Annotated in this window: 17 protein-coding genes and 1 tRNA gene; 12 read left to right on the top strand and 6 right to left on the bottom strand. The window is 56.1% G+C overall.

The window, feature by feature from the left end; genetic code table 11:
* Positions 1-24: 24 nt before the first annotated feature.
* The 3 genes from ACR3E0_RS07315 to ACR3E0_RS07305 all read left to right on the top strand — a co-directional run bounded on the left by ACR3E0_RS07315 (position 25) and on the right by ACR3E0_RS07305 (position 4079).
* A complete protein-coding gene (locus tag ACR3E0_RS07315; protein ID WP_480477606.1) occupies positions 25-414 on the top strand; it encodes a GFA family protein in 390 nt (129 codons plus the stop codon).
* A 231-nt stretch (positions 415-645) separates the two neighbouring features.
* A complete protein-coding gene (prpE, locus tag ACR3E0_RS07310; protein ID WP_480477604.1) occupies positions 646-2535 on the top strand; it encodes a propionate-CoA ligase PrpE in 1890 nt (629 codons plus the stop codon).
* Between the two features lie 83 nt (positions 2536-2618).
* Positions 2619-4079 (top strand): amidase family protein, encoded by a 1461-nt coding sequence (locus ACR3E0_RS07305; RefSeq protein WP_480477602.1) that lies wholly within the window; start codon positions 2619-2621, stop codon positions 4077-4079.
* A gap of 265 nt (positions 4080-4344) precedes the next feature.
* Here ACR3E0_RS07305 and ACR3E0_RS07300 read toward each other — a convergent pair whose 3' ends face one another.
* On the bottom strand, positions 4345-5106 hold the full coding sequence (locus ACR3E0_RS07300) for an NAD kinase (RefSeq protein WP_480477600.1): 762 nt from the start codon (positions 5104-5106) through the stop codon (positions 4345-4347).
* 166 nt (positions 5107-5272) lie between these two features.
* On the opposite strand from ACR3E0_RS07300, the gene glyA reads away from it, so the two are divergent.
* Positions 5273-6568, top strand: coding sequence for a serine hydroxymethyltransferase (glyA, locus tag ACR3E0_RS07295; protein ID WP_480477598.1), 1296 nt, complete (start codon positions 5273-5275; stop codon positions 6566-6568).
* Between the two features lie 130 nt (positions 6569-6698).
* Here the strand turns inward: glyA and ACR3E0_RS07290 are convergent, their stop codons facing one another.
* Positions 6699-7073 carry a hypothetical protein gene (locus ACR3E0_RS07290; protein WP_480477596.1) on the bottom strand — a complete coding sequence of 125 codons (375 nt, stop codon included), beginning with the start codon at positions 7071-7073 and terminating at the stop codon, positions 6699-6701.
* Between the two features lie 90 nt (positions 7074-7163).
* Here ACR3E0_RS07290 and ACR3E0_RS07285 point away from each other — a divergent pair, with 90 nt between their 5' ends.
* Positions 7164-7922 (top strand): alpha/beta fold hydrolase, encoded by a 759-nt coding sequence (locus ACR3E0_RS07285; RefSeq protein WP_480477594.1) that lies wholly within the window; start codon positions 7164-7166, stop codon positions 7920-7922.
* On the opposite strand, the gene ACR3E0_RS07280 is transcribed toward ACR3E0_RS07285, so the two are convergent.
* Both ACR3E0_RS07280 and ACR3E0_RS07275 read right to left on the bottom strand, forming a co-directional pair.
* A complete protein-coding gene (locus tag ACR3E0_RS07280) occupies positions 7923-8111 on the bottom strand; it encodes a hypothetical protein (protein ID WP_480477592.1) in 189 nt (62 codons plus the stop codon).
* Positions 8112-8205: 94 nt separating this feature from the next.
* On the bottom strand, positions 8206-8583 hold the full coding sequence (locus ACR3E0_RS07275; RefSeq protein WP_480477590.1) for a rhodanese-like domain-containing protein: 378 nt from the start codon (positions 8581-8583) through the stop codon (positions 8206-8208).
* Between the two features lie 339 nt (positions 8584-8922).
* Here ACR3E0_RS07275 and ACR3E0_RS07270 point away from each other — a divergent pair, with 339 nt between their 5' ends.
* Positions 8923-9933, top strand: coding sequence for a tyrosine-type recombinase/integrase (locus ACR3E0_RS07270; protein ID WP_480477588.1), 1011 nt, complete (start codon positions 8923-8925; stop codon positions 9931-9933).
* 28 nt (positions 9934-9961) lie between these two features.
* Positions 9962-10717: an IS5 family transposase gene (locus ACR3E0_RS07265; protein WP_480477586.1), complete on the top strand. Its 756-nt coding sequence runs from the start codon at positions 9962-9964 to the stop codon at positions 10715-10717.
* A gap of 285 nt (positions 10718-11002) precedes the next feature.
* On the opposite strand, the gene ACR3E0_RS07260 is transcribed toward ACR3E0_RS07265, so the two are convergent.
* Positions 11003-11088, bottom strand: a tRNA-Leu gene (locus ACR3E0_RS07260).
* A 358-nt stretch (positions 11089-11446) separates the two neighbouring features.
* On the opposite strand from ACR3E0_RS07260, the gene ACR3E0_RS07255 reads away from it, so the two are divergent.
* From ACR3E0_RS07255 to ACR3E0_RS07235, 5 genes are all read left to right on the top strand, one after another.
* On the top strand, positions 11447-11866 hold the full coding sequence (locus ACR3E0_RS07255) for a plasmid mobilization protein (RefSeq protein ID WP_480477584.1): 420 nt from the start codon (positions 11447-11449) through the stop codon (positions 11864-11866).
* Positions 11867-11872: 6 nt separating this feature from the next.
* Positions 11873-13180, top strand: a complete 1308-nt coding sequence (locus tag ACR3E0_RS07250) for a relaxase/mobilization nuclease domain-containing protein (RefSeq protein WP_480477582.1) — start codon at positions 11873-11875, stop codon at positions 13178-13180.
* 186 nt (positions 13181-13366) lie between these two features.
* Positions 13367-14902: a hypothetical protein gene (locus ACR3E0_RS07245; RefSeq protein WP_480477580.1), complete on the top strand. Its 1536-nt coding sequence runs from the start codon at positions 13367-13369 to the stop codon at positions 14900-14902.
* A complete protein-coding gene (locus ACR3E0_RS07240; protein ID WP_480477578.1) occupies positions 14899-15693 on the top strand; it encodes a colicin E5-related ribonuclease in 795 nt (264 codons plus the stop codon). Before ACR3E0_RS07245 ends, ACR3E0_RS07240 begins: the two co-directional genes overlap by 4 nt.
* Positions 15690-15923, top strand: a complete 234-nt coding sequence (locus ACR3E0_RS07235) for a hypothetical protein (protein WP_480477576.1) — start codon at positions 15690-15692, stop codon at positions 15921-15923. The genes ACR3E0_RS07240 and ACR3E0_RS07235 overlap by 4 nt, the downstream gene beginning before the upstream one ends.
* 155 nt (positions 15924-16078) lie before the next feature.
* Here the strand turns inward: ACR3E0_RS07235 and ACR3E0_RS07230 are convergent, their stop codons facing one another.
* Positions 16079-16597, bottom strand: a complete 519-nt coding sequence (locus tag ACR3E0_RS07230; protein ID WP_480477574.1) for an antirestriction protein ArdA — start codon at positions 16595-16597, stop codon at positions 16079-16081.
* Between the last annotated feature and the right edge of the window lie 182 nt (positions 16598-16779).

Raw genomic sequence — 16779 nt, 5'->3', positions numbered from 1 at the left:
TGGCCGCCATTCAGGGAGGTCAGCATGAAGGGGCATTGTCACTGCAATGCGGTGCGCTGGGAAAGCGACGGCGAAGTGGCGTGGAGTTGCTATTGCCATTGCACAGATTGCCGCCGCAATTGCGCGTCACCGGTCACTGCGTTTTTTGGATTACCAAATAGCTCGGTCAAATGGCAGGGTGACGCGCCGAACATCTACCGGTCGTCAAAGGGTGTGGAGCGATTGTTTTGCGCCACATGCGGGACGCAAATGGCGTACCGCAACGCACTCGACACCAAGAACATACATCTTTACATCGCGACGCTCGAAGACCCGGATGACCTGCCACCCCGGTTCCACGTCTATCATGCGGATCATATCCGCTGGCTGAGCATTCAGGACAGCCTGCCGCGTTATGCAAAAAATGCCGGCTGACCCGAATCTGTTAGCGCACACGATTTTGCACGCTTGGGTTTGCAGGTTTGCAAATAAGCCTCTCTGCTGCAAACAAGGTGCTACACAGAAAGCAGTTTGCAAAAATTTGCAGGGAAGATTGGACCAGATTGCAAATATTTCGCGATAAACTGACGCGCCGTCATTTCAGTTGCTTGTTCATGGCAGCCGGGATGCCTAACAACTTGCGGACGGCTTTGGGAGGAGGACGAGATGGCATATCAAGACGTTTATGAAAGCTGGAAAACCGACCCCGAGGCGTTCTGGATGGAGGCCGCCAAAGGGATCGACTGGGTCAAAGCCCCCAGCAAAGCTCTGTTTGACGACAACGCGCCGCTTTATGAATGGTTCTCGGACGCTCAGGTCAATACATGCTGGAACGCGGTTGACCGCCATGTCGAAAGCGGCCGCGGCGAACAGACGGCCATCATCTACGACAGCCCGATCACCCACACCAAGCGCGAAATCTCATATGTCGAGCTGCGCAATCGCGTCGCGACCCTTGCCGGAGCATTGCGCGCCAAAGGCATAGAAAAAGGCGACCGCGTCATCATCTATATGCCAATGATCCCAGAAGCGTTGGAGGCGATGCTGGCCTGCGCGCGTCTGGGCGCAGTGCACTCGGTCGTGTTCGGTGGGTTTGCTAGCAACGAACTGGCCGTCCGCATCGACGACGCAAAACCCAAGGCGATCATCGCGGCCTCCTGCGGGATGGAGCCGGGTCGTGTCGTGCATTACAAACCTCTGCTGGACGGCGCCATCGAGATGGCGAGCCACAAGCCGGATTTCTGCGTCATCTTCCAACGGGAGCAAGAGGTTGCCAAATTGGTCGAGGGCCGCGATTTCAATTGGCACGGGTTTCAATACGGTGTCGAACCGGCAGACTGCGTGCCGGTCGCAGGCAATGATCCGGCCTATATCCTTTACACTTCTGGTACAACCGGAGCTCCAAAAGGCGTCGTCCGGCCAACCGCAGGCCATCTGGTGGCTTTGAACTGGTCAATGAAGAACATCTACAATGTCGACCCCGGCGATGTGTTCTGGGCGGCCTCGGATGTCGGGTGGGTCGTCGGTCATTCCTATATCTGCTATGCGCCGTTAATCCACGGCAACACCACAATCGTTTTCGAAGGCAAGCCCGTGGGCACCCCCGATGCAGGCACGTTCTGGCGGGTGATTTCCGAGCACAGTGTCAAAAGCTTCTTCACCGCCCCGACCGCAATCCGCGCCGTCAAGCGCGAGGATCCCAAAGGCGAAATGCTTGCCAAATATGATCTCTCCGGGTTGCGCGCATTGTTTTTGGCGGGTGAACGGGCTGATCCCGACACGATCCTCTGGGCACAAGATGCGCTGAAGGTTCCGGTGATCGATCATTGGTGGCAGACGGAAACAGGCTGGACCATCGCCGGAAATCCACTGGGTATTGAGGAATTGCCGGTCAAGCTGGGATCCCCTGCGAAACCCATGCCGGGCTACGACGTTCAGATTCTGGACGAAGGGGGCCATCCGATGAAACCGGGGGAGTTGGGGGCCATTGCGGTCAAACTGCCTTTGCCACCAGGAACGCTGCCAACCCTTTGGAATGCCGAGGCGCGTTTCAAGAAGTCATATCTTGAGCATTTTCCGGGATACTATGAAACCGGTGACGCAGGCATGATCGATGAGGATGGGTATCTCTACATCATGGCCCGGACCGACGATGTCATCAACGTGGCCGGCCACCGCCTGTCCACGGGTGGCATGGAAGAGGTTCTGGCCGCACATCCCGACGTCGCCGAATGCGCTGTGATCGGCGTGTCGGATCAGCTCAAGGGGCAGATGCCGGTTGGATTCCTGTGCCTGAACGCGGGCGCGGCCCGTGACAACGGTGAAGTCGCGCAAGAAGTTGTCAAAATGGTGCGCGAGAAGATTGGACCTGTCGCCGCGTTCAAGCTGGTGGTTGTCGTGGATCGTTTGCCCAAAACCCGCTCGGGCAAGATTCTGCGCGGCACCATGGTTTCGATTGCAGATGGCAAAGACTACAAAATGCCTGCGACAATCGACGACCCTGCCATTCTGGATGAGATCAAGTCGGCACTGCAATCGATAGGATACGCGCAGTAAACCCGGGTCGGCATCGACCTGGCCGATCTTGACTTGCAACCCGGATCAGGCCCCGTACTGTCGCAATGAGACAGAGAGGGCCAATGACACAAAACGAACTCTGGCGTCTCAACGCCACTGAACTAACAGCCCTGACCCGCACGGGAGACGTCAGCGCAGAAGAAGCCGTGCAGGCCTCGGTCAGTCGGATGCTACTGGTCAATCCGGACCTGAACGCGGTTGTCGAAGACCTGAGCGCCGAGGCGTTGAAGCGCGCGCGCAACTTAGACCGGGCTCGCATTCAGGGTGCCCCAATCGGGCCGTTGCACGGTGTTCCGGTCACCATCAAGATCAATGTGGACCAGAAAGGCCATGCGACGACAAATGGCGTGGTTGCCCTGAAAGACATGATTGCACCGGCGGATGCGCCGGTTGTCAGCAATCTGCAAAACGCCGGCGCGGTAGTCATCGGGCGGACCAATACGCCAGAATTCTCGTTCCGCGCGGACACGGACAATCCCCTCTACGGGCGCACACATAATCCCTGGGGCCGCCATACATCTGCGGGCGGATCCTCTGGCGGGGCTGGCGCGGCGGTTATGGCCGGTATCGGCGCGCTTGGGCACGGCAATGACATCGGCGGCAGCCTGCGGTTTCCGGCAGCAGCCAACGGTGCGGTCACAGTGAAACCCGGACTTGGTCGCGTGCCCGCGTGGAACCCCAGCCAACAAGCCGAGCGCGGGCTGCTGGCACAATCCATGTCGGTGCAGGGCGTCATCACCCGCTCTGCCGCAGATCTGCATCTGTCGATGCCCAGCCTGATCGCGGCGGACCCGCGCGATCCGTTCCACGCACCGCTTCCATGGCGCGGCGACGCACTGGACGGCCCCGTGAAAGTTGCCGTCACCAAGAACACATTTGGCTACGCCCTGCATCCAGAGGTCGAAAAAGCGCTGGATACAGCGCGCGATACGCTGGTCGACGCGGGGTATGTGGTGCACGAAGCAGAGCCGCCGGACGTATTCGAAGCAGGTCGCATCGGGTATCGCGCGCTGATGGGCGAAGTTTTGACCCTGATGAAATCGGACATCGAGGCGGCAGGATCACAGACCATACGGGATATCTTTGATGTTTATTTCCAGGAGTTCCCGCCGATCGTTGAAACCGAACTGATCCGCATGCTGGCCAAGCGCAGTCACTATGCGCGCGAGTGGTCGATTTTTATGCAGGACTATCCTTTGGTCCTGTCCCCGTTTTTGCCGCAACCCTTTTTCAAACCGGACCGTGACACCGAAGGGGTCGAAGGTGTCCATGAGGTTCTTGGGTGCGCCGTTTACTCTTACGCAATGAATTTTCTGGGCCTGCCTGCGGCCTGCGTTCCGGCGCGACTTTCAGACTTGCCGGAAGGCCCGCAACCGATAAACGTGCAGATCGCCGCCCGGCGCTGGCGAGAGGATCTGGCGGTGGATGCCGCTGCCGCTATTGAGGCTCGTGTCGGACAGATGTGCTTTCCCTTGTGGGATCAAATGGGCACGTCGTGGGATCAAATGGGCACGTCCGACTAAAGGTTCTGCACCATGCAGAATTAATAGACCCCGGGTTATTTTGCCCGGGGTCCAGCTGCTAAAATATGCCCGGATTTCTGATGACGAGCGTAGCACCACCCACCCTCGCCAGCGCGAAATCTGCGCAATCATTCGAAAACGCCGTCTGGTGGCCACTCACTCCCACCTTGGCGTGTTCTCCGGGCAAGATCACGTTAGCCAATAGTCAAGGAATCGCCTGTGAACTGGTTCACACTGGGTGAAATTAACTCTCGTCAGACAAATTTTACGTGAATTGTTCGGATATGAGCCGTTCTTCGAGGCCATGCCCGGGATCGAACAGAATGCGATGCTGGATGGCCGGTTCTGATCGAATTTCCACCCAGTCGATGTCCGGAAAGGACACAGAGTCGGCGGCAACGATGACCGGTCTTTTTTCCGCATCCAACACATCGAATCGTACATTGGCGATCTTTGGCAGCAACGCGCCGCGCCAGCGCCGAGGACGAAACGCAGCAATCGCCGTCAGGGCCAGAACGTCGGCCCCGATCGGCAGAATTGGGCCATGGGCAGAATAATTATATGCGGTGGATCCGGCTGGTGTGGACAGCAATGCCCCGTCGCAGACAAGCTCCGCCATGCGCAACCGACCATCGACGCTGATCTTCAGCCGCGCGGCCTGCGGTCCCGCGCGCAGCAGCGAGACTTCGTTGATCGCCAGTGCTTCGTGCAACTTTCCCGCCTGATCCATTGCACGCATCGCCAGTGGGTTGATCACCTCTTCCTCGGCAGCGGCCAGCCGATCCATCAGGTCAGTTTCGTGGAACCCGTTCATCAGAAACCCGATGGTTCCGCGATTCATACCATAGACCGGCGTGTCGAGGTGCTGCATGTTTTGCAGGGTGTGCAGCATGAACCCGTCACCGCCGAGTGCGACGACAACGTCCGCATCCCGAGGCGCGGCATTGCCGTATCGTGCAATTAGACTGTCCCGGGCGGTTTGCGCCACTTTGACATCGCTGGCGAGAAAAGCGATTCTCTTGATCATGTATTCCGGTTTCCGGTGCTACGCATTTGGTTCCGAAACAAACATACCTTTCCCCATTAGGCCAGACTTGACGCCGTAGCCGGCCAATTCGTCGCTTTAAGCCTTTTGCACCGGCAGTGTTTCCGATAGGAAATCCGCCAGATAATCCCTGCTATGTGGAGCCACCATGAACGCCAATCTTCGTGACACCGGTTTTTTCACCCAGTCTCTGGCTGATCGTGATCCTGATATTTACGCCTCGATCACATCCGAACTGGGTCGCCAGCGCGACGAAATCGAGCTGATTGCATCCGAAAACATCGTCAGCGCCGCCGTCATGGAGGCGCAGGGATCGGTGATGACCAACAAATACGCCGAAGGTTACCCCGGACGCCGCTATTATGGCGGCTGCCAGTTCGTCGACATCGCCGAGAACCTCGCCATCGACCGCGCCAAGCAGTTGTTCGGATGTGATTTCGCCAACGTCCAACCGAACTCGGGCAGTCAAGCGAACCAGGGCGTGTTCCAGGCGCTGATCAAACCCGGAGACACCATTCTGGGCATGAGCCTGGATGCCGGTGGCCACCTGACCCATGGCGCGCGGCCCAACCAGTCGGGAAAGTGGTTCAACGCGGTACAATACGGTGTGCGCCAGCAAGACAACATGCTGGACTATGACCAGGTCGAAGCGCTGGCGAAGGAACACCAGCCGAAGCTGATCATCGCAGGCGGTTCGGCTATCCCGCGTCAGATTGATTTTGCCCGCATGCGCGAGATCGCCGACATGGTCGGTGCCTATCTGCATGTGGACATGGCGCATTTCGCGGGTCTGGTGGCCGCCGATGAGCATCCCAACCCCTTTCCGCATGCCCATGTGGCCACAACCACCACACACAAGACCCTGCGCGGCCCGCGTGGCGGTATGATCCTGACCAATGATGAAGATATCGCCAAGAAAGTGAATTCGGCGATCTTCCCAGGCATTCAGGGCGGCCCGCTGATGCATGTGATCGCGGGCAAAGCGGTGGCTTTTGGTGAAGCCCTGCGTCCCGAGTTCAAAAGCTACATCCAGCAGGTCGTGACCAATGCACAGGCGCTTTCGGACCAGTTGATCAAAGGCGGTTTGGACACCGTGACCCACGGCACTGACACCCATGTGGTGCTGGTTGACCTCCGCCCCAAAGGGGTCAAGGGCAACGCCACCGAAAAGGCTCTGGGACGGGCGCATATCACCTGCAACAAGAATGGCGTGCCGTTTGATCCTGAAAAACCGACCATCACGTCCGGCATCCGTCTGGGATCACCCGCCGGCACCACTCGCGGCTTTGGAGAGATCGAGTTCCGCCAGATCGCAGACTGGATCATCGACGTAGTCGACGGGCTGGCCGCCAATGGCGAAGACGGCAACGGGGCGGTCGAAGCCAAGGTAAAGGCCGAGGTGGCCGAGCTCTGCACGCGCTTCCCGATCTACCCGAACCATTAAACAGAACTGCTGAACGGCACCCGAGCGGTGCCGTTCGGGCAATTTGGGCCAAGTGTTTTCTTTGGCGCGCGCAGCCGGTGCGCTGAAAACTCTGTGTGCAGCGCCGCCCAAAGCTGCAGACCGGGTGGTGTCAGATCAGGCCGCGCCACAAAAGAAAGATCAGCAGCAGGCTTGAAAACGCCAAAACGTTGAAAGCCAGCCCCCCCAGCATGCCCAGAAACCAGCCCCATCGCCGATCTGCCAGATTGATGCTGCTCAGATAGGTCTGAACCTCTTCTGCCGCCTGCTGCAGTTTCGGAGAATCCAGAACCAACCGCAGCTTTGGATGTGCTGCCATCTGCTCTGCACCAGCCAGAGCCATTGCCTGTTTATAGATGCGACGAGGCAACCGGCGCTTTGCGCGCCTCACTGAGGCCAACAGGGTTTTGTCGCGCACGCCCAACTTGGCGCGCAGCAGAAGGATCGTCTCGGTGATCCGGATATGAATGTCTGTATCCTGCGACATGCGACGCCTCCTGACGGATCAATCTATCTGCACAGTCCAAGGTCTACAATGGGGCTGGTCGTCCCCACCCCTGCCGGGTATCACCCAATCATGCTGAACACGATTGTACATGGCGCACCGTCTTCGAAACCGCCCCTGGTCATTGCACACGGCCTATATGGCTCGGCCCGAAACTGGGGCGTCATAGCAAAGCGGCTCTCAGACGAACGACAGGTTGCAGCCGTGGATATGCGCAATCATGCCCATAGTAGATGGGACCCCTGCCACAGATACACCGATCTGGCCGCAGACCTTGCAGAAGTAATCGATAACCTTGGTGGCTCCGCTGACGTCTTGGGACATTCCATGGGTGGCAAGGCCGCGATGGTCCTTGCGCTGGAACATGGCGACCTGATCCACAAACTGGTTGTGGCTGACATCGCGCCGGTGACGTATGGCCACAGCCAGATCCAGTTCATCGATGCCATGCGTGCAGTGGATATGTCGCAGGTCTCGCGCCGCTCGGACGCGGAACAGCAACTGGCCAATCGCGGCGTTGAACCTGCCCTGCAAAGCTTCTTCACACAATCGCTTGATGTCAAAGGCCGGCGCTGGCTTTTGAACCTGGACGTGCTGGCCCAGGAAATGCCTGAGATCATGGGGTTTCCGCACATTGCGGCCACGTGGAAAGGACCTACGCTGTTTTTGTCCGGAGGCGCGTCAGACTACGTCCAGCCACACCACCGCGACCGGATCCGAGCCTTGTTTCCCAATGCCAAGTTCGCAAAAATCCCCAGCGCTGGCCATTGGTTGCATGCCGAAAAACCGCGTGAATTCGAAGCCGCAGTTAGGACGTTTCTGAACGCCTGATCAGGCCTGGTCCTGGTAGATTCTTTTGGCAACCAGCCACGACGCCGGAGCTGCGACAACCGCGCCCGCAGCCGCAGCAGACACAATTGCAACGACAGAAAACAACCCGGCGGAGAGAACCGCAATAACGGCTGATCCTGCCAGAGCGGTTGCGATCAATGTGTACAGCATAGCGGCAAGGCGAAACATGGCCAGTGGTCCTATTGGTTGAATACTGGCCGCTATTTTATTGAAGTTGCAAGCGCACAACTTTGATGTGTGTCAGATCGGGTACGGTCAATTCCTACGAATCGACGACGTCCCCGCCCCCACTGACCCAATCGGTCAGGCCGCCGAGATTGTAGACCCGCTCGTACCCCATATCCTTGAGAAGTTTCCCCGCCAGAGCAGAGCGCCCGCCAGACGCGCAATACAGCACGATGGCACGATCCTTGCGCATTTCAGGATCATGAGATTGCAGCGTGTCGTCGGCACGAAATTCCAACATACCGCGTGGAATATGATGAGCGTCGGCGGCACGGCCTGTACGCTGAACCTCGATCGCGTCCCGCACATCCAAAAGCAGGCCACCATGTTCCAGCAAAGTTTTGGCCTGATCCGTATTGATGCGCTCGACCGCCGCATTGGCAGCTTCCATCATGTCCTTGAGTGTGGCCGGCATGCACTGTTCTCCATTCGCTGGTTTATCTGAAGCTAACATGCAGGAATTAGGTGGCGTAGCCGTATAAATCCAATATTGCCCGGGAGCTCGGGTACCGACACTTCCCGGCAGTTTTTTCATTGAGTATCAAAATGGTGCGGATGGCGGGGATCGAACCCGCAAGCCCGTAGGCGAGGGATTTTAAGTTACTGAGCCCGAGATATTTTATCGCCCAATAGCACGTATTGAGGGTCCGCGAAGCCAAGAAAACAAGACATCATCGTCTCACAGCATGTCCTGAGACCTGTCAGGACCTAACCGAGACATGGCCTGTAACATGGCCTACAGAGGCGATCAAGGATGACCAAAAGACTCACACAAGCAATAGTGTATGGACTGGCCGAAGATCATCAACCTGGCGCTCAAATCTACGACAGCGAGGCGAAGGGCCTCAGGCTCGTCGTGGGCAAGCGCGGAATCTCCTACAAGCACGTGGGGCGCATCAATGACGGCACCAACCGCTACGTGTCCATCATCGGCAGGACGGACGAGGTGTCTCTGCGCAGCGCTAGGGAGCGCTCGGCTGAGCTCCGGCTGGCGTTACGGCGAGGCGATGATCCGAGGACCAAGAAGGCAGCGGTACCGACCATCGCGGAGGCCCTCGAGCGCTATCTAGAGGGGCGGCCCGACCTGAGTGAGCAGACGGTCTCATGGTACCGCCAGAAGGTCGACGGTTCGCTCAGCGGCCTCCGCAAACTGCCAGCAGATCGGATCGACCGCGAAGCCGTAAGGTCGCTTCACGAGCGGCTTACCAAGAAATCTGGGCCCTACTGCGCGAACGGAGCCATGCGGGTCCTCAAACTGCTGTTGAATGACGTAGCTCGAACGCACGATCTTCCGCCTAACCCGGTCACGCGCGGCGTGCGAATGAACAAGGAGCATGCGCGTGACTGGGCGGTCGGCCCTTATGAGATGCCTCAACTCTGGCGCGGATTGGATGCGATGGAAGACCCTGTTCGTCGCGCCTGCTGGCTGCTAATGTTGACCACGGGACTTCGCTCCTCGAACGCCCGTTCGGCGAGGTGGGAGCATCTTGACGAAAATGGGGTGCTGTTCATCCCTCGAGCCAAATCAGGTCGCAGTTTTCACCTGCCCCTACCCCGCCTCATGATCCAGGAGCTTGGTGAGGTTCTAGAACTGACAAAGCCGCTGGAGAACCCATTCATCTTTCCTTCGGCGACCGCCAAGTCGGGTCACGTCGAGCAGATGGTGCGCCTGAAATTGTTTCCATACGCCCCGCATCAGATGCGCCATACCTACCGGACGCATGCGCTAGGGTCAGGACCCATTGATTTCCGCACGGCAGCATGATTCACAGTTGTAAAAACGAGCGGTGAATATGTCTGATCTATTCTGGCTGACAGATGCGCAGATGGCGCGTCTTGAGCCCTTCTTCCCCAAGTCCCACGGCAAACCCCGCGTCGATGATCGGCGTGTGTTGAGTGGGATTATCTTCATCAATCGCAATGGTTTACGGTGGCGTGATGCGCCGAGGGAGTACGGTCCTCACAAGACGCTCTACAATCGTTGGAAGCGCTGGAGCGATAAAGGCATCTTTGCGCAGATGATGACCGGTCTGGCGGCTAACCACGGCGAAGAGAAGACCGTGATGATCGACGCAACCTATCTCAAGGCCCACCGAACAGCGGCCAGCATGGGCGTCAAAAGGGGGCGTGGGCGCCTAATCGGTCGGACCAAAGGCGGCATGAACACCAAGTTGCACGCCATCTGCGACAGTCAGGGGCGGCCACTCAACTTGTTCGTCACCGCCGGACAGGTCAGCGACTACATCGGAGCACGGGCGTTGCTGAGCAGCTTGCCCAAGGTCGAGTGGTTGCTTGGGGATCGAGGCTATGACGCCGACTGGTTCAGAGAAGCGTTGAAAGACAAAGGGGTAAGATCCTGCATCCCAGGTCGGAAACAGCGCAAGAAAGCCGTAAAATACGACAAGCGCCGCTACAAACGCCGCAACCGGATTGAGATCATGTTCGGCAGGCTGAAGGATTGGCGGCGTGTTGCCACACGATACGACAGATGTCCCAAGGTCTTCCTCTCCGCAATCGCACTCGCCGCTCTGGTCATCTATTGGCTATGAGTCCTGACCCTAGAACTTAAGCAGTTATCAACTCCCTTGACAATTCTTGAAGATGAATGCCCTGACACACTGACTTTTGTCGAAAGCGTTTCCTGCAGCAGCGTTATTTTTTCAGCCTCAGAAGGATCAAAAGTAGAGTATTCCGAATGTGTCGCATAGGTGGATTTATGCACGAAGCAAACTAATCAATCCGAAGCAAATTGCTAAAATAAAATAGGCAAACGGTTTACAACGTTTGGCGGAACCTACCACGCGCGGCTTGGCTCCTCCGGCACTGTCTTGAACTGGTACCCGCGGCCGGACTCGAACCGGCACGGCCTTCCGGCCCAGAGATTTTAAGTCTCTTGTGTCTACCATTCCACCACGCGGGCAAGCGTGTCGGGCCTATTCCGGGCCTGGAAATCTCCATACGGCCACAAGGCCATGAATACAATGCGCTTTGCGGGCGGAAGCGAAGGATTTTAAGTCCCTTGCGTTTACCAGTTTCGCCACATCCGCGAGTCATCGGGTTTGTTCCACCGACAACTTCCGGAACTCTTACAATCAAGTCATCCGATTGGAAAGGCAGTAAGTTATCGGCTGAATGGTGCCCCCAACGGGAACCACATCGAACTCCAAACACGATCTCCAAAACGCATTCAATGGTGACATCAACGAGGTCTTTGAAGCACTCCAAGACTGCCAGCAACTGCTCGAAGCAAGCGGTGTTGAATTGCAGGATTTGGAGCCATGAAACACGCCCCTTCCCTTTCTCAATCGTTTGCTCAAACGGCAATACGCAAGGTAGCAACGAAGAAGAAGCGCCCCGCTCCGATATCCGTGCGCGTGAGTGAAGAAGAGCGAGAACGTCTCACGCGAGATGCTGCGGGGCGCTCGGTAAATAGCTATGTACGCGCACGATTGTTTTCAGAGGACACACCCTCCCGAACGCGCGGCAGAGCCCCTATTAAAGACTATGAGGCATTGGCACGGGCGCTGAGCCTCATGGGCCGCTCCGATATCTATACGAGCTTATCTGCGCTTGTGCTGGCTATCGAACAACAAAAACTTGAAGCGTCTGCCGAGGTGGAAGCCGATATTCGCGAGGCCTGTGCGACGGTTCGCAGTATTAGGTCAGAGCTGATCAAGGCACTCGGCCTCAAAGGCTGAGCGGTCATGATCCTTGTTGGCAATCAACGCGGTGGTGGAAAGAACCTCGCCCTTCATTTGATGAAGGATGAGAATGAGCATGTGCATGTTCATCAAATCCGTGGCTTTGCTTCGGATGATCTGCAATCGGCATTTCAGGAATCATACGCCATATCGCGAGCAACGCGATGCAAGCAACATCTGTTTAGCCTGAGCCTGAACCCGCCTCATGATGCGGACCTTTCCCCCGATGAGTTTGAAGCCACAGTGGATCGCGCCGAGGATCGCCTTGGTCTTGCAGGTCAGCCGCGCGCCATCGTTCTGCACACCAAGAAGGGGCGCACCCATGCGCATGCGGTCTGGTGTCGGATTGACACAGAGAACATGAAGGCCGTCCAGCTCTCTTTCACCAAGCGCAAAATGCAGGATTTATCGCGAGAGTTATACCGCGAGCATGGCTGGACCATGCCGCGCGGGTTCGAGCGCACGGAGTTTCGTGATCCGCGCAACTACAGCCTCGCTGAATGGCAACAAGCCAAGCGCGCCGAGAAAGACCCTGCCAAACTCAAGGCGATGTTTCAGGATTGCTGGGCGATGTCGGACTCAAAGTCGGCATTTGAGAACGCGTTGCGCGAACGCGGCTTTCATCTGGCGCGCGGGGATCGGCGTGGACATGTAGCGGTTGATTTCAAAGGCGAGGTCTATCCGGTTTCGCGATGGTTGGGTGTGAAGGCCAAAGCTGTTCGAGCGCGAATTGGCGATCTTGATGATCTGCCGTCGGTCCAGCAAGCACAACAGGCCGCAAAGGATGTGATTGCCGAACGCCTCAATGAGATCAGGCGCGAAGAACAACAACGCCAGCGCGTCAAAGCCGAACGATTAGAACGGGAACGTCGTGAGCAAGCCCGCGCCCAACGTCAGCACCGCGAGAGGCTCAAACGCGAACAAGCAAAGCGGCAAAGACAAGAGAAAGCCGAGCGGGACGCGCGTTTGCGCAAAGGTTTTGCAGGCTTGCTGGATCGCCTGACAGGCAAGCGCAAACAAACGCTCATACAAAATGCCCGCGACGCAGATGCCTCAAACGCCCGCGATACCCAACAACGGCGGAGTGTCGTAGAGGCGCAGGAGCGCTCCCGCGCTGAAACCAAGGCACGCGAACAGCGTATCCGAGATGAGTTCAAACAGGTGCAATGGGAGCTGGCCGTTGATGCCGCCGCCCTTCGTCGAAAAGAAGCTGCGGAACAAAATCGCGAGGCATTTAAGCAAAGGCGGAAAAAGGTCTCTGAACGGCCCAGACGCGGTAGAACACGCGATGGGCCAGATTTCAGCCGCTAGAGCGATTACTCTACTACTAGGGCGTCAAGTAGTGCACAGCTCCCAAAATTCTAGCGTTACTTTCAACGGTGGCCCGCTAAACAAGTTGTTGACGCGCTCGCGGCGTGACAGTTTTCAATACTTGACGCTGAGCTGCACCCCTGTTTCGCTTCGACTCATAGATTGTAACGATTTTTGGGGGCGAATATGGTTGCAAATCCTGTCTATAAGTATTTTCCACCAGTCGCTGTGCTGGTAGTTATTCTTCTTTTTGTCTTTTCCCCGAAGGCATCATTGGATGTCTGCAATGCGTCTCCTTACACGACCGATCATATTGCTTTTGCAAATATTGACGGAGAACTGACCGCACTCTCTGGGAGAACGAGTCTAGCGCCCGGAACCTGCATCACCGCAAAGAAGCGATTTTGGTTCGGATCCCCTGAGTTTTTCGTTCACACTTCGATTCCTTCTCAAAGCCAATTCACCTACAGCCTTGTTCGGGACATCAAAAACGCCGATACACATGATGGTGGAGACGGCGTTTCGAACCCTCTTGAGGCTGATGAAGTCCAATATTGGGGCGTGGCGCACACGTGCTTTCCCACGCCAACACCTATAGAAAAGCGCGAATTTTTTTCGCCCGACCATTGTCCAATTTCTTTTTACTTAGCGGGTTTGCAGCCCGCGTTCTCGATGAAAAGCCGCAAGAGTTGGAACTTTGTCTGGGAACACCCTGATCTAGCATTGTTGAAGTCATCGGGGGATTTTGAATCCGATTTGGAACAGGGGCTTGCGAGTGCAAAACGGCTTGAAAGGTCTATAGGGCGACAAACTTTTTATGAGCGAGAGTGGCGCGGTAAAGCCCCATTCATCGCGGGCGGACGCATGGAAGATCAGAACGGTCCGCTAAACCCTGGGGTTTGGCTGTTTGAAATGCCGCAAAAGAACGTATTCGGCGAACCACAGCTTCTGAGAAGCGGTGACGCAATCCTAAAGGTGAACGGCAGTGAAGTCTTTGGACAAGCTGACCTAGCGCAATTGCTGATCAATCATGGACTATCGCGCGACCATGGCATCGAAACACTCGTAAGGTACGAAATCCTACGCGGAACGCAGAAGCTGGTTATTGAAGCGCCTTACTACTTCAACGTACGCTACCATGCCCACGCCGGGGATCAGTCAGGACTAGCTTTCTGGTATGGCGTAGGAGACGCTGTTTCTTTCGGACAAACGCCATGGGCGCTCTGCTACGGAAACAACGCGCTTCGTGGGGCGGCTAACGGTGTCAGTAAGCTTTGGGAATTTGGTCGAAGCCAGATCAAAGGCGAAAAATACAACAAGCGAAACGAGGCTGGGATTGAGTACATCGATGCCGCCGAGTGCAAGTGGCAAAAGGAACAGGCACGCGGACTTGCACGCCAGAAAGAATTGGACACCTACGTAAACTCCCAGTGGTTTGCGATTGTCACGCCTTCCGCCGTGAGACTCATTGGGAAAAAGGCAGTTAAAAACTCCTTTGTGAAGTCCGGTATGAAGAAAGCGGCTGGCGCTCGTCTAGCGGACACTGTTTTGGAGGCTGGTGAGAGTGCGTTGTGGAGTTTGGGTACTGCGCCACCAGGCACACCGCTTGCAAAAAGGGTTAAAGATACTGCGACACTTGCTGGAATTGGCGCTGCAGGCGGCTATCTATCAAGTAGCCTATTCGGCAATGCAAAGGCCATTTCGAAGAAGCGAGGTAAATGAGCATGTTTAATAGAACTGGTTTTCTAGCAAGTGTGGTCATTGCCGTTTTTTTAGGTGCCAGTTCAGCTTCGGCTGATTGCCAAGGCGGCTCCGCTGCTGGACGCCTGAGTTGCGCAGCCAACAATGCGTTCTCACAAACCGCAAAGAAACAGGCAGACGATCTGGCGGAGGCGTCTCGGCGAGCGGTGCGCGAAGCAGAGCAACGCGCACTCGAATCCAAACGTCTGCTTGATGAACAATCGCTCGCAAAGAAACAGCAAGAAGCAAATCTGCAAGCACAGAAAGCGCTCGACCAGAAGAAGCTGAATGAACAAGCCACTCAGAACGCTGCTGCCGTCGCGGCCAAACGTCGTGAGGCAGAGTTAGCGGCACAAAAGAAAGCTCAGCAAGCCAATCCAGCGTTGTCGCAACAGCCAAACCAACAGACTGCAATTGCCAATATGAAACAAGGCATCGACCAGGTGCCGCAGGGTAAGCAACGTGAAGAACTTGGAGCGGCGCTTCAAAAAGCTGAAAAGACGCAAGCAATCAACATAGGTCCAAAAATCCAGCGGCAAGCAGACTCTAGAGGATGGACCAACCAAGATATACAGAACACAGTCGCATCGCCGTATCGAACACAGCCCACAATTGATCATCGGCATCTGCCAGACGGCTCCGGAAGACGGAATGATCCGGCCACAGCCTATATCCGCAAGGATGAGCACTATGTTGTGAAAAATGATTTAAATCATGATATTGTAGCCATTTCGGATCGAAACAACCCGAATTGGAAGAGCGAGTTCAAATGAAGAAAAAGTACCTTACCAAGCAGGAGGCACTTGATGCTATCGAGGACTACAAAACAAGAGGCAGGCCCATTTTTGGGATTGATCGCTTGCTTGTAGTGGAAAACGGTATGTTTGAGCCGGACATGGAGGGAATTCTCGATCTCGGCGACCCTCCCCCTCAAGACTGTCATAAAATCGCACAGGATTTCATTCGATCTTTCGAGTCTGGACTGTTCGAGATAACGACTTAAGAAGATCGCTCAAGCAAAGCATGCATGGACGGATGATCCAAAACGGCAAGCCCAATGGCAGAAGGCGGGCGCAGGAGATACTCCGAGCTTCGGAAGCTCTACCGCAAAAGCACATTGATCGGCGTAACACTGTATTCCCCATCAGCATGGTTGCATCAATGGCACCAAAAAATGTGAGTTTCTCTGAAGCCAAGCTCTATCGCAAAAACATCATTGATCAGCATATCCCGCGCCATGGCTTCATAATCGATGTAAAAAGCTAACTGATCGGGAATGTCTTGCGTTTGCTCAGTGATTTCCTGGGCGAAACCTGCGGCACTTTCATAGCACCCCGCATAGTGATCTTCGAGCGCGCGACGTGCATCGCTCAGACTGTCGTAGTGTTCGAGAAGCGCTGCTGCCAGCTTTCCGTGTTCGCTGATGAATGATGCGATTTCACAGACCTGCTCAATGTCTTCATACTCTGATAGGCAGTAGCCTTCAAAACCGTCATAGTCGTGGATGGTAAATTCTTCTGCGCTATCGATGGGGGACGCCTCCAGCATCTCTTTGACGGCTTTGTGAACGTGCTCGACATCTTGATCCGCATTGATCCATTTGCCATGCAAATGCCCAGCATTGTAGGCCGCAAGGCAGGCCACATAAATTCGTATCTCTGAGCGTGCAGTCTCCATTTTCTTCTCCTTGGGACAGGGGTTGCGCATGCAACCCTTGGCCTTCGCCGAGAAGCGGGGGGCAAACGGAGACAAAAATCGACGGCGGGCGCAGCGGGCCTGCCCCGCGAGCCTCGGGAGACCGTCTATTTTTGGTGAAGTGCGCTAGGGGCGGCAGCCCCAGTCCGCGCAAGGGATCGATG

The sequence above is a fragment of the Ruegeria sp. AJ12 genome, assembly GCF_056536245.1.
Note: the sequence above shows the minus strand (reverse complement) of the source record. Positions and strands in the feature narration are given on the sequence as shown.

Excerpts from the sequence above, each read along its gene's own strand:
- ACR3E0_RS07315 (WP_480477606.1), top strand. The coding sequence starts at position 25 with ATGAAGGGGCATTGTCACTGCAATGCGGTGCGCTGGGAAAGCGACGGC.
- prpE (WP_480477604.1), top strand. The coding sequence starts at position 646 with ATGGCATATCAAGACGTTTATGAAAGCTGGAAAACCGACCCCGAGGCG.
- ACR3E0_RS07305 (WP_480477602.1), top strand. The coding sequence starts at position 2,619 with ATGACACAAAACGAACTCTGGCGTCTCAACGCCACTGAACTAACAGCC.
- ACR3E0_RS07300 (WP_480477600.1), bottom strand. The coding sequence starts at position 5,106 with ATGATCAAGAGAATCGCTTTTCTCGCCAGCGATGTCAAAGTGGCGCAA.
- glyA (WP_480477598.1), top strand. The coding sequence starts at position 5,273 with ATGAACGCCAATCTTCGTGACACCGGTTTTTTCACCCAGTCTCTGGCT.
- ACR3E0_RS07290 (WP_480477596.1), bottom strand. The coding sequence starts at position 7,073 with ATGTCGCAGGATACAGACATTCATATCCGGATCACCGAGACGATCCTT.
- ACR3E0_RS07285 (WP_480477594.1), top strand. The coding sequence starts at position 7,164 with ATGCTGAACACGATTGTACATGGCGCACCGTCTTCGAAACCGCCCCTG.
- ACR3E0_RS07280 (WP_480477592.1), bottom strand. The coding sequence starts at position 8,111 with ATGTTTCGCCTTGCCGCTATGCTGTACACATTGATCGCAACCGCTCTG.
- ACR3E0_RS07275 (WP_480477590.1), bottom strand. The coding sequence starts at position 8,583 with ATGCCGGCCACACTCAAGGACATGATGGAAGCTGCCAATGCGGCGGTC.
- ACR3E0_RS07270 (WP_480477588.1), top strand. The coding sequence starts at position 8,923 with ATGACCAAAAGACTCACACAAGCAATAGTGTATGGACTGGCCGAAGAT.
- ACR3E0_RS07265 (WP_480477586.1), top strand. The coding sequence starts at position 9,962 with ATGTCTGATCTATTCTGGCTGACAGATGCGCAGATGGCGCGTCTTGAG.
- ACR3E0_RS07255 (WP_480477584.1), top strand. The coding sequence starts at position 11,447 with ATGAAACACGCCCCTTCCCTTTCTCAATCGTTTGCTCAAACGGCAATA.
- ACR3E0_RS07250 (WP_480477582.1), top strand. The coding sequence starts at position 11,873 with ATGATCCTTGTTGGCAATCAACGCGGTGGTGGAAAGAACCTCGCCCTT.
- ACR3E0_RS07245 (WP_480477580.1), top strand. The coding sequence starts at position 13,367 with ATGGTTGCAAATCCTGTCTATAAGTATTTTCCACCAGTCGCTGTGCTG.
- ACR3E0_RS07240 (WP_480477578.1), top strand. The coding sequence starts at position 14,899 with ATGAGCATGTTTAATAGAACTGGTTTTCTAGCAAGTGTGGTCATTGCC.
- ACR3E0_RS07235 (WP_480477576.1), top strand. The coding sequence starts at position 15,690 with ATGAAGAAAAAGTACCTTACCAAGCAGGAGGCACTTGATGCTATCGAG.
- ACR3E0_RS07230 (WP_480477574.1), bottom strand. The coding sequence starts at position 16,597 with ATGGAGACTGCACGCTCAGAGATACGAATTTATGTGGCCTGCCTTGCG.